The 11264-nt window shown below is 69.7% G+C and carries 15 protein-coding genes and 1 pseudogene; 15 read left to right on the top strand and 1 reads right to left on the bottom strand.

Annotated elements, in window-relative coordinates:
- The 14 genes from AC1D1G_RS33680 to AC1D1G_RS33615 all read left to right on the top strand — a co-directional run.
- Window positions 1-920, top strand: a 920-nt coding sequence (locus AC1D1G_RS33680; RefSeq protein ID WP_477955458.1) for an acyl-CoA dehydrogenase family protein, incomplete at its 5' end; no start/stop codon positions are given.
- 111 nt (window positions 921-1031) lie between these two features.
- Window positions 1032-2093 carry a zinc-binding metallopeptidase family protein gene (locus AC1D1G_RS33675; RefSeq protein WP_477955457.1) on the top strand — a complete coding sequence of 354 codons (1062 nt, stop codon included), beginning with the start codon at window positions 1032-1034 and terminating at the stop codon, window positions 2091-2093.
- Window positions 2094-2198: 105 nt separating this feature from the next.
- Entirely contained in the window at window positions 2199-3521 is a 1323-nt protein-coding gene (gene hisD, locus AC1D1G_RS33670; protein WP_005247527.1) for a histidinol dehydrogenase, read from the top strand.
- A complete protein-coding gene (locus AC1D1G_RS33665; protein WP_283334302.1) occupies window positions 3518-4660 on the top strand; it encodes a histidinol-phosphate transaminase in 1143 nt (380 codons plus the stop codon). The genes hisD and AC1D1G_RS33665 overlap by 4 nt, the downstream gene beginning before the upstream one ends.
- Window positions 4657-5271 (top strand): imidazoleglycerol-phosphate dehydratase HisB, encoded by a 615-nt coding sequence (hisB, locus tag AC1D1G_RS33660; RefSeq protein ID WP_477955454.1) that lies wholly within the window; start codon window positions 4657-4659, stop codon window positions 5269-5271. Before AC1D1G_RS33665 ends, hisB begins: the two co-directional genes overlap by 4 nt.
- 13 nt (window positions 5272-5284) lie before the next feature.
- Entirely contained in the window at window positions 5285-5437 is a 153-nt protein-coding gene (locus tag AC1D1G_RS33655) for a hypothetical protein (protein WP_007297398.1), read from the top strand.
- Window positions 5437-6618, top strand: a complete 1182-nt coding sequence (locus tag AC1D1G_RS33650) for an MFS transporter (protein WP_477955452.1) — start codon at window positions 5437-5439, stop codon at window positions 6616-6618. The genes AC1D1G_RS33655 and AC1D1G_RS33650 overlap by 1 nt, the downstream gene beginning before the upstream one ends.
- A 9-nt stretch (window positions 6619-6627) precedes the next feature.
- Window positions 6628-7263: an imidazole glycerol phosphate synthase subunit HisH gene (hisH, locus tag AC1D1G_RS33645; RefSeq protein ID WP_477955451.1), complete on the top strand. Its 636-nt coding sequence runs from the start codon at window positions 6628-6630 to the stop codon at window positions 7261-7263.
- Entirely contained in the window at window positions 7260-7517 is a 258-nt protein-coding gene (locus AC1D1G_RS33640) for a membrane protein (RefSeq protein WP_009473676.1), read from the top strand. Before hisH ends, AC1D1G_RS33640 begins: the two co-directional genes overlap by 4 nt.
- A 19-nt stretch (window positions 7518-7536) precedes the next feature.
- On the top strand, window positions 7537-8271 hold the full coding sequence (priA, locus tag AC1D1G_RS33635) for a bifunctional 1-(5-phosphoribosyl)-5-((5-phosphoribosylamino)methylideneamino)imidazole-4-carboxamide isomerase/phosphoribosylanthranilate isomerase PriA (protein WP_005247511.1): 735 nt from the start codon (window positions 7537-7539) through the stop codon (window positions 8269-8271).
- Window positions 8272-8280: 9 nt separating this feature from the next.
- Window positions 8281-9114, top strand: a complete 834-nt coding sequence (locus AC1D1G_RS33630; protein ID WP_280782513.1) for an inositol monophosphatase family protein — start codon at window positions 8281-8283, stop codon at window positions 9112-9114.
- Window positions 9111-9884: an imidazole glycerol phosphate synthase subunit HisF gene (gene hisF / locus AC1D1G_RS33625; RefSeq protein ID WP_005247506.1), complete on the top strand. Its 774-nt coding sequence runs from the start codon at window positions 9111-9113 to the stop codon at window positions 9882-9884. The genes AC1D1G_RS33630 and hisF overlap by 4 nt, the downstream gene beginning before the upstream one ends.
- Window positions 9881-10225, top strand: a complete 345-nt coding sequence (gene hisI / locus AC1D1G_RS33620) for a phosphoribosyl-AMP cyclohydrolase (RefSeq protein WP_061044217.1) — start codon at window positions 9881-9883, stop codon at window positions 10223-10225. The genes hisF and hisI overlap by 4 nt, the downstream gene beginning before the upstream one ends.
- Before the next feature lie 29 nt (window positions 10226-10254).
- The gene (locus tag AC1D1G_RS33615; protein WP_005247502.1) at window positions 10255-10434 is read left to right on the top strand and encodes a tautomerase family protein; all 180 of its coding nucleotides are present in this window, start codon (window positions 10255-10257) and stop codon (window positions 10432-10434) included.
- Window position 10435: 1 nt separating this feature from the next.
- On the opposite strand, the gene AC1D1G_RS33610 is transcribed toward AC1D1G_RS33615, so the two are convergent.
- Window positions 10436-10945, bottom strand: coding sequence for a MarR family winged helix-turn-helix transcriptional regulator (locus tag AC1D1G_RS33610; protein WP_105413693.1), 510 nt, complete (start codon window positions 10943-10945; stop codon window positions 10436-10438).
- Window positions 10946-11123: 178 nt separating this feature from the next.
- Between AC1D1G_RS33610 and AC1D1G_RS33605 the strand changes: the two are divergent.
- Window positions 11124-11264, top strand: a pseudogene (locus AC1D1G_RS33605) (dioxygenase); the annotation flags it as partial.

Raw genomic sequence — 11264 nt, 5'->3', positions numbered from 1 at the left:
CCTATGCCCTCGAGGCCGTGGTGGACCTGTCGGCGCAGATGAACGACGAGGGTCGCAACGACATCCGGATCGAGGCGGCGCTCGCCAAGTTGTGGTCGTCCGAGATGGCCTGCGTCATCTCCGACGAGCTGATCCAGGTCCGCGGCGGTCGCGGGTACGAGACGGCGGCGTCGCTGGCCGCCCGCGGTGAACGCGCGGTGCCGGTGGAGCAGCTGGACCGCGACCTGCGCATCAACCGGATCTTCGAGGGCTCGAGCGAGATCATGCGGCTGCTGGTCGCGCGCGAGGCGGTGGACGCGCACCTCACGGCGGCGGGCGATCTCGCGGACCCGCACGCCGACACCGGTGCGAAGGCCCGCGCGGCCGCCAAGGCGAGCGGTTTCTATGCGAAGTGGCTGCCGCAACTCGTGGCAGGCAAGGGGCAGGTGCCGACGTCATACAGCGAATTCGGCGTCCTGGCCAAGCACCTGCGGTTCGTCGAACGGCACTCCCGCAAGCTGGCCCGCTCCACGTTCTACGGGATGGCCCGGTGGCAGGCGGCGCTGGAGAAGCAGCAGGGCTTCCTCGGCCGGGTCGTGGACATCGGCGCCGAACTGTTCGCGATGTCCGCCACGTGCGTCAAGGCGGAGATGCAGCGCGAGGAGAACGAGGCCGAGGGTGCGGCCGCCTACGAACTCGCCGACGTGTTCTGCCGGCAGTCGGCGCTGCGGGTCGAGAAACTGTTCGACGGTCTGTGGCACAACACCGACGACGTGGACAAGCAGGTCGCGCACTCGATCCTCGAGGGACGATRTGCGTGGCTGGAGCGGGGAGTGGTCGACCCCAGCGAAGGCACCGGTCCGTGGATCACCGAGTGGACCCCCGGCGCCTCCACCGAGGAAAACCTGGCGAGGAGGTTCCTGCACTCCACCCGCCTCTAGGCCCTCGGGTTCGGCGCCCCGGCTCGGCGGTACCCTCCGAGGAGACGCGCACACCAGCGTGGCACCCGCCTGCGTTCTCGGACGCGGGCGGGACGAGCCGAGGGAACACCAGTGCGTAGCTTCATGTGTCGAAAATGCGGCCAACGACTGTCGTTCGAGAACAGTCTCTGCCTGAAATGTGACAGCGCCCTGGGATTCCACCTGCCGAGCCGGTCCATCGTCGTCCTCGACGGCGCCGACCGGGCGGAGGTGGACGGCGAAACCTGGGTGCGGTGCGCGAATACCGGCACGGCGAAGTGCAACTGGCTCGTCCGGAACGACGACGTCCAGAGCCTGTGCACGTCGTGCCGGTTGACGCGGACGCGTCCCGCGGACGGTGACGACGAGGGCATGGCCGCGTTCGCGACCGCCGAGACCAACAAGAGGCGGGTCGTTCTCGAACTCGACGAGCTCGGTCTCCCGATCGTCCCCAAGTTCGAGGACCCGGGCACCGGGCTGGCCTTCGACCTGCTGTCGAGCGCACGGACCCGGGTGGTGACCGGGCACGCCGGCGGGGTGATCACCCTCGACCTGGCCGAGGGCGACGACGCGCACCGGGAACAGCTGCGCGTCGAGATGGACGAGCCCTATCGCACGCTCGTCGGCCATTTCCGGCACGAGATCGGGCACTACTACCAGGTGATGCTGATCCGGGGCGACGCCGAGCGCGCCCGGTTCGAGGAACTGTTCGGGGATCCGGACCAGGACTACCAGGCCGCGCTGAAACGCCACTACCGCGAGGGCGCGCCGAAGGGCTGGGGCCGACTCTATGTGTCGTCCTACGCCACGATGCACCCCGCCGAGGACTGGGCGGAGACCTTCGCGCACTACCTGCACATCCGCGATGCCCTCGACACGGCGGCAGCCTTCGCGATGGCGCCCGCCGGAGCGACGACGAGCAGTGAACTCAGTGGTGACGTGGGGTTCGACCAGATCATCGACTGGTGGCTGCCGCTGTCGTGGGCGCTCAACCAGATGAACAGGTCGATGGGCCACCACGACCTGTATCCGTTCGTGCTTCCGGCCGCGGTGCTGGAGAAGATGCGGTTCATCCACTCCCTGATCCAGCCCGCCCCGGCGTGGGACGAGCCGGCACCGGTGCCGGCGGAAACCCGGTCGGCCGCCGACCGGTGAAAATGGGGTGCGCCTATCCTGGATAATCGGTGTCGAGCCCTGTTCTCCGCGAACAGTCCGCTCGCCCGAGACACCGTGTCCCGACAGTCGCAGAGAGGACCTCTCATGCTCGCCCGCACCGACCTTCGTGGTCGTACCCCTTCCACGGCCGAACTTCGCGCCGCACTTCCTCGAGGTGGAGTGGATGTGGACGCGGTCCTGCATCAGGTTCGCCCCGTCGTCGAGGCGGTCCGGGAGCGCGGCGCCGACGCAGCGCTCGAGTTCAGCGAGAAGTTCGACGGCGTCCGTCCCGCGCAGGTGCGAGTGCCGCAGTCCGAGTTGGACCGCGCGCTCGGCGAACTCGATCCGGCCGTCCGCGCCGCCCTCGAGGTCGCGATCGAACGCACCCGCAAGGTCCACGCCGACCAGCGCCGCACCGACACCACCACCGAGGTCGTCCCGGGCGGCACCGTCACCGAACGGTGGGTGCCCGTCGACCGCGTCGGGCTGTACGTCCCCGGCGGCAACGCCGTCTACCCGTCCAGCGTCGTGATGAACGTGGTCCCGGCGCAGGCCGCCGGTGTCCGGTCCCTCGTGGTGGCGTCGCCGCCGCAGTCCGAGTTCGGTGGTCTGCCGCACCCGACGATCCTCGCCGCGGCCGCCCTGCTCGGCGTCGACGAGGTGTGGGCCGTCGGCGGCGGTCAGGCCGTCGCCCTCCTCACCTACGGCGGCAGCGACACGAACGGCGCCGAACTCGCCCCCGTCGACCTCATCACCGGCCCCGGCAACATCTACGTCACCGCCGCCAAGCGCCTCTGCCGCGGACTCGTCGGCATCGACGCCGAGGCGGGCCCCACCGAGATCGCGATCCTCGCCGACCACACGGCCGACCCGGTGCACGTCGCCGCGGACATGATCAGCCAGGCCGAGCACGACGTGATGGCCGCGAGCGTGCTCGTCACATCCAGCGTCGAACTCGCCGACGCCGTCGACACGGCGCTGGCCGCGCAGCTCGAGATCACCAAGCACAAGGAGCGCGTCACCGCCGCGCTGTCCGGCACGCAGTCGGGCACCGTCCTGGTCTCCGACGTCGAGGCCGGGCTGCGGGTGGTCAACGCATACGCCGCCGAGCACCTCGAGATCCAGACCGAGAACGCCACCGCCGTCGCCGCGAAAGTGACCAGTGCGGGCGCGGTGTTCGTCGGCCCGTGGGCGCCGGTCAGCCTCGGCGACTACTGCGCCGGGTCCAACCACGTCCTGCCCACCGCGGGCTGCGCCCGGCACTCCTCGGGTCTGAGCGTGCAGACGTTCCTGCGCGGCATCCACGTGGTCGACTACTCCGAATCGGCGCTGAAGGAGGTCTCCGGCCACGTCATCACCCTCGCGAACGCCGAGGACCTGCCCGCGCACGGTGAGGCCGTGCGGCTGCGGTTCGAGGCGCTGCGGTGACCGCGGCGAATGTGCCGGGTTCGTCGATCGGGGTGGACGCCCTGCCGATCCGGGAGAATCTGCGTGGCAAGTCGGCGTACGGGGCGCCGCAGCTGACCGTCCCGGTTCAGCTGAACACCAACGAGAACCCGCACCCGCCCACGAAGGCGCTCGTCGACGACGTCGCCGAGTCCGTGCGGGAGGCCGCGCGGGAACTGCACCGCTACCCGGATCGTGATGCGGTGGCACTGCGCACCGACCTCGCCGCGTACCTCGTCCGCCAGACGGGGGTGCCGGTGACGGTCGACAACGTGTGGGCGGCCAACGGGTCCAACGAGATCCTGCAGCAGCTGCTGCAGGCGTTCGGCGGTCCCGGTCGCAGCGCGATGGGCTTCGTGCCGTCGTATTCGATGCACCCGATCATCGCGGACGGCACCGAGACCGAGTGGCTGCCGATCTTCCGGCGCGCCGACTTCGCGCTCGACGTGGACGCCGCGACCGCGGCGATCACCGAGCGCAGGCCCGACGTCGTGTTCGTCACCAGTCCCAACAACCCGACCGGGCACAGCGTCGGCATCGCGGAACTGCGCCGGGTCCTCGACGCCGCACCGGGCATCGTGATCGTCGACGAGGCGTACGCCGAATTCTCCGACGCGCCCAGCGCTCTGACGTTGATCGACGAGTACCCGTCGAAGCTGGTGGTGTCGCGGACGATGAGCAAGGCGTTCGCGTTCGCCGGTGGCCGGCTCGGATACCTCGCGGCCGCACCGGCATTCATCGAGGCGCTGCTCCTGGTCCGGCTGCCGTATCACCTGTCGGTGGTCACGCAGGCCGCTGCCCGCGCGGCGCTTCGGCACGCGAACGAGACGCTCGCCAGCGTGCACGCGCTCGCCACGGAGCGGGTGCGGGTGTCGAAGGCATTGGAGGACGCGGGGTTTAGCGTCATCCCCAGCGACGCGAACTTCATCCTGTTCGGTGAGTTCACCGACAGTGCCCACGCCTGGCAGGCCTACCTCGACCGCGGAGTGCTCATCCGGGACGTCGGCATCCCCGGGTACCTGCGCGCCACCGTCGGTCTGGCCTCCGAGAACGACGCCTTCATCGTGGCGAGCGACGAGATCGCCGCCACCGAACTCACCAGCTCAGGAGACCGAGGATGACCGACCGCATCGCCCGCGTGGAGCGCACCACCAAGGAATCCAGCATCACCGTCGAACTGAACCTCGACGGCACCGGCATCGTCGACGTCTCCACCGGGGTCCCGTTCTTCGATCACATGCTGACCGCGCTCGGCTCCCACGCGAGTTTCGACCTCACCGTCCACGCGAAGGGCGACATCGAGATCGAGGCGCACCACACGGTGGAGGACACGTCGATCGTGCTCGGCCAGGCGCTCGGTCAGGCGCTCGGCGACAAGAAGGGCATCCGCCGGTTCGGTGACGCGTTCATCCCCATGGACGAGACGCTCGCCCACGCATCGGTCGACGTGTCCGGTCGTCCGTACTGCGTCCACACCGGCGAACCCGAACACCTGCTGCACGCCGTCATCGGCGGCTACCCGGGCGTGCCGTACGCGACGGTGATCAACCGGCACGTGTTCGAGTCGATCGCGCTCAACGCGCGAATCGCCCTGCACGTGCGGGTGCTCTACGGACGCGATCAGCACCACATCACCGAGGCCGAGTTCAAGGCCGTCGCCCGCGCACTACGCGAGGCGATCGAACCGGATCCCCGCGTCACGGGTGTGCCGTCCACCAAGGGCAGCCTGTGATCCGGGCGCATTCGTGAGTGTCGTCCTCGTCTACGTCCTGTTCATCGCCGCGGGGATCGCGGCGGGCGGGGCGTACTCCATGTGGAAGTTCAACAAACTGGCCTCGGGCGTGCTGCTGGCACTGGCGGTGCTGGCAGCCGTGGCAGGCGTTCTCAGGTTGATGTAGTGCCCGTCGCAGTGGAGCCGCGCCGCGGCCTGCTCCGCACCCGCGGCATGCCCGCCGCGATGGTGATGGGCGCGGCGGCGTTCGGCGGCTGGGCGGTGCTGCTGCCCGTGGTGCCGCTGATCGTCTCGCTGTCCGGTGGCTCCGACACGCTCGCCGGCAGCGTGACGGCCGTGTTCATGGCCGCGACCGTGATCACCCAACTCGGTGTGCCCCGGCTCCTGCGCAGGTGGGGGCATCGCTGGGTGCTCGCCGCCGGCTGCATGCTGCTCGGGCCGCCGTCGCTGCTCCTCCTCCTGTCGACCGAGGCGATCCCGGTGCTGGCCGTGTCTGCCGTCCGGGGATCGGGCTTCGGCATGCTCACCGTCGCCAGTAGTGCGCTGGTCGCCGAACTCGTTCCCCGCGAGGTGCTCGGCCGGGCGACGGGTGCGCAGGGAATCGCGGTGGCCGCCGCGCAGATGGTCGGGCTGCCCGCGGGGCTCGCGATCATGCAGCACTGGTCCGCGACCCCCGTCTTCGTGATCGGCGCCCTCATTCCCGCCTTCGCGGTGCTCGCGATCACGCGCCTCCCCGCGATCCACGCCCCCGCGGATCGCACGTCGCAGGGCCGCATCCCGCTCGCCGTCCTACTCACGCCGTGGCTCGCGATCGCGATCTCCGCGGCCGCGTTCGGCGGCCTGTCCAGCCTGCTGCCCATCGCGATCTCGGAGCGGGCCTCGCTCGCCGGGGTGACCCTCGCCGTCTCGAGCGGTGCGACGCTGATCGGGCGATACGCCGCGGGATCGTTCTCCGACCGGCTGGGGGTGGGCCGCGCCCTGGTTCCCGCCCTGACGTTCGTATGCCTCGGTCTGGTGCTGTTCGCCGTCGCGGCGGCGACGAGTGCGCCGGTGCCGCTGCTGGTGTGCGCGGCCCTGGCCTTCGGATTCGGATTCGGGGCGGTGCAGAACGAATCCCTCGTCATGATCTTCACCGCCGCGGGACCGGCCCGATTCGGCTCGGCGAGCGCCGGATGGAACATCGGGTTCGACGCCGGAACCGGTTTCGGTTCCCTGGCGCTCGGAGCTGTCGCGTCGGCGGCCGGGTACTCCTGGGTGTTCGCGGTCGCGGCGACGGCCGTCGCGGTGGTCCCGGCCGCCGGGATGATCGTCGGCCGCGCCCTCGGGCGTCGTGCAGCCGCCGGATAAGGTTGTGTCATGACCGTCTCCACGATTGCCGTCCTCGATTACGGCTCCGGCAACCTGCATTCGGCCACCCGCGCTCTGGCCCGGACCGGCGCGCGCGTCGAGGTCACATCCGATCACAAGGTCGCACTCGCGGCCGACGGTCTGGTCGTTCCCGGCGTCGGCGCCTTCGCCGCCTGCATGGAGGGACTGCGTGCGGTCCGCGGGGAGCGGATCATCGGTCAGCGTCTGGCCGGTGGACGGCCGGTCCTCGGGATCTGCGTCGGCATGCAGATCCTCTTCGAACGCGGAGTCGAGTTCGGCGTCGAGGCGGAAGGCTGCGGCGAATGGCCCGGCACCGTCGAACGGCTCCAGGCCGACGTGCTGCCGCACATGGGATGGAACACGGTCGAGGCCCCCGACAACAGCACGCTGTTCGCCGGCATCGATCCCGACACCCGGTTCTACTTCGTCCACTCGTACGCGGCCCAGTCCTGGGACATGCCGACACCGGAGCGGCTGGYGCCCCCCGCCCTGACGTGGGCCGACCACGGCGGCAAGTTCCTCGCCGCCGTCGAGAACGGCGCGCTGTCCGCCACCCAGTTCCACCCCGAGAAGTCCGGTGACGCGGGCGCGGAGCTGCTCCGGAACTGGGTTCGCAGTCTGTGACCGAGCCCGGGGACGGGCGCGGCGACCTGTCGATCGGCAGGCTCGCCGTGTACGCGATGGGCGCGGCCACCGCGGTGCTGGTACTCGCCACCGCCATCATTCTGGTGGTGAAACCGGGCCCCGTCCTCGGGCTGATCGTCGGACTGCTCGGTGTCGCAGGTGCGATCGCGGCCATGGGCTTCGTGTCGAAACGCATGACCCGCAACGCGTACGGTCCCGATCCCGAGGACCCGGAGCCGGGTTCCGACCGCTGAGCGACTAGGGTTGTCGCACGTGAGCCTGGTCCTTTTGCCTGCTGTAGATGTCGTCAACGGTGAAGCTGTTCGCCTCGTCCAGGGGGAGGCAGGAAGCGAGACCGGATACGGCTCGCCTCGTGATGCCGCCCTCGCATGGCAGAACGACGGTGCCGAGTGGGTGCATATCGTCGACCTCGACGCCGCGTTCGGTCGCGGCTCGAACCGTGAACTCCTCGCCGACGTGGTGGGCGAGCTCGACGTCCAGGTGGAACTGTCCGGTGGGATCCGCGACGACGCGTCGCTCGAGGCCGCACTGGCCACGGGCTGCGGCCGCGTCAACCTCGGTACCGCCGCCATCGAGAACCCCGAGTGGTGTGCCCGCGCCATCGCCAAGTACGGCGAGAAGATCGCCGTCGGTCTCGACGTGCGCCTCGTCGACGGTGAATACCAGCTCCGCGGTCGCGGCTGGGTCACCGAGGGCGGAAACCTGTGGGAGACGCTCGCCCGGCTCGACAAGGACGGCTGCTCCCGGTACGTCGTCACCGACGTCAGCAAGGACGGCACCCTCACCGGCCCCAATCTCGAACTCCTCGCGCAGGTCTGCGCGGCCACCGACGCTCCCGTGGTGGCCTCGGGCGGCGTGTCCACCATCGACGACCTCCGGGCGATCGCCGGGCTCGTCGATCAGGGGGTCGAGGGATCCATTGTCGGCAAGGCGCTGTACGCGGGGCGGTTCACCCTCCCCGAGGCGCTCGCCGCGGTCTCGGGCTGAGTTCCCGCCATGGCCCTGTCCCGTGATCCCCGGGAGCTCCTCGCCGTCGCCAGTGAGCTGCTCGACGGCGTGCACAACCGGTTCGTCTCGGGCGTGGGTGCGCCCAGCGCCGTCCACAAGGGTCCCGACGACTTCGCGACCGCCGTCGACCTCGAACTCGAGAAGCGGCTGACCGGCGAACTGCGCGACCGGACCGGCATCGACGTGCACGGCGAGGAGTTCGGCGGCCCCGACCTCGGCAGCGGACCCGTGTGGGTGCTCGACCCGATCGATGGCACGTTCAACTATTCGGCCGGTCTGCCCACGGCGGGCACGCTGCTCGCGCTGCTCGACGACGGGGTTCCCGTTCTCGGTCTCACATGGCTGCCGCTCGTCGGGCGCCGGTATGCGGCCGTCGCGGACGGTCCGCTGCTCGAAGGGGGCACGCCCCTGCCTGCGCTCGGTCGCACGTCGCTGGCGTCGTCGATCGTGGGCTTGGGCGCACTGAACATCGACAGTCGCGGGCGCATCCCCGGCGCGTACCGGCTGCAGGTCCTCGCGCAGCTCAGCCGGGTGTCCTCCCGGATCCGGATCCACGGATCCACCGGCGTCGACCTCGCGTTCACCGCGGCCGGAATACTCGGTGGCGCGGTGGTGTTCGGCCACAATGCGTGGGACAACGCTGCCGGCGTCGCGCTGGTGCGCGCTGCGGGTGGTGTGGTGACGGATCTCGGCGGCAAGCCCTGGACCGTGACGTCCGACTCGGTGCTCGCCGGAGCGCCCGGAGTGCACGGCGAAATTCTCGATATCCTCGGATCACTGGGTGATCCTCGTTCCGAGCCTTCAGGAGGGCGTACGCAATGACTCTGGCGGTTCGAGTGATCCCGTGTCTGGACGTCGATGCCGGACGCGTCGTCAAGGGCGTCAACTTCGAGAACCTGCGGGACGCGGGTGACCCCGTCGAGCTGGCCGCCGCATACGATGCCCAGGGAGCCGACGAGCTCACGTTCCTCGACGTCACCGCGTCCACCGCGGACCGGGGCACCATGCTCGACGTGGTGAGCCGGACGGCGGAGCAGGTCTTCATCCCGCTCACGGTCGGCGGCGGTGTCCGCACCGTCGAGGACGTCGACCGGTTGCTGCGCGCCGGTGCCGACAAGGTCAGCGTCAACACCGCCGCGATCGCCCGGCCCGAGTTGCTCCGCGAACTCAGCGAACGCTTCGGCTCCCAGTGCATCGTGCTGTCGGTCGATGCGCGGACCGTGCCGCAGGGTCAGCCCGACACCCCGTCGGGGTGGGAGGTCACGACGCACGGCGGCAAGCGCGGCACCGGTATCGACGCGGTCGAGTGGGCGGTCCGCGGCGCCGAACTGGGTGTCGGGGAGATCCTGCTCAACTCGATGGACGCCGACGGCACGAAGGCCGGTTTCGACCTGCCCATGATCCGGGCGGTGCGCGCCGCCGTGCACGTGCCGGTGATCGCCAGCGGGGGAGCGGGCGCCGTCGAGCACTTCGCACCCGCGGTCGGCGCCGGCGCGGACGCTGTCCTGGCGGCCAGTGTCTTCCACTTCGGCGACATGACGATCGGCGACGTGAAGAAGTCCATGCGTGAAGAAGGGATCACCGTCCGATGAGTCTCGACCCCGCCATCGCGTCACGGCTCAAGCGCAACGAGGCGGGACTGTTCAGTGCTGTCGCGCAGGAACGGTCGACGGGCGACGTCCTGATGGTGGCGTGGATGGACGACGAGGCCCTCGCGCGCACCCTCGACACCCGCAAGGGCACGTACTACTCCCGGTCCCGTCAGCAGTACTGGGTGAAGGGCGAGACGTCGGGTCACACGCAGTACGTCCACGAGGTGCGGCTCGACTGCGACGGCGACACCGTGCTGCTCGTCGTCGACCAGGAGGGGGCGGCGTGCCACACGGGCACGCACACCTGCTTCGACACCGACGTGCTGCTCACTGCGGAGTAGCGCACCGGCACTCGGGCAGAATGTTCGCCATGCCACTCATTCAGATCAGCCAGACCCCCGGGCTCACCGCCGAGCAGAAGCGCGCCACGATCGAGGCCGTCACCAAGGCCTACGCCGACGCGACGGGCAAGGATCCCGCGAAGGTGTGGGTGACGATCACCGAGGTCCCGCGCGACAGCTGGGGTGTCGGCGGGACGCCGCTGGGGTGAGTCAGGCTCTGCCGGTGCCTGACGCGATGCTCTTGTCGAGTTGGGTGAGCATGGCGCCGGACAGTTCGGACAGCTGACGGACCTGTTCGGCGGACAGTCCGTCGAAGATCAGTGAGCGAACGGATTCGACGTGCGGGGGTGCGGCCTCGACTACTTTGGCCATGCCTTCGTCCGTGAGGACGGCGTCGGAGCCCCGGCTGCCGCGGATGCTCTCGCGGCGCACCCAGCCGGCTTTTTCCATCTTGGTGATGACGTGCGACAGCCGGGACAGTGACGCGTTGGCGCGCTGGGCGAGCAGGGACAGCTGGAGGCGCCGGTTGGCTTCGCCGGACAGCGAGGCGAGGACGAAATACTCGAAGTGGGTGAGTGCCGAGTCGCGTTGGAGCTGGGTGTCCAGTGCGGCGGGGAGCCGGGTGACCAGGGCGATGAGGGTGAGCCAGGCCTCCTGCTGCTCTGCGTCGAGCCATCGGGTGCCGGGTTCTGCGGGCTTGCCCTCGTCGTTCCCACTCATCAGTGGTGTCCTCCATCCGTACGTCGATCCACGCGTGCAGCGTGTTCAACATAGTTAGCACGTCGCGGGCCGGATCGTGTCCGGGGAATAGTTGCCGCGCCCATCGGTTGACTCCTATAGTAACTTGAAGGTTCAACATTGGCTGTCGATGTTGGATCTCGGATCCGAAGGAGTCGCGATGACCGCCACGATGCCCGCACTGTTCCTCAGTCATGGTGCGCCTCCGCTGGTCGACAGCGAACTGTGGGTGTCGCAGCTGGCGAAGTGGGCAGGTGACCTGCCGCGGCCGAAGGCCATCCTCATGGTGTCGGCGCACTGG

The organism is Rhodococcus sp. P3_B8, assembly GCF_056402775.1.
The sequence above is the reverse complement of the archived record's forward strand: the minus strand, read 5'-3'. Positions and strand labels throughout refer to the sequence as shown.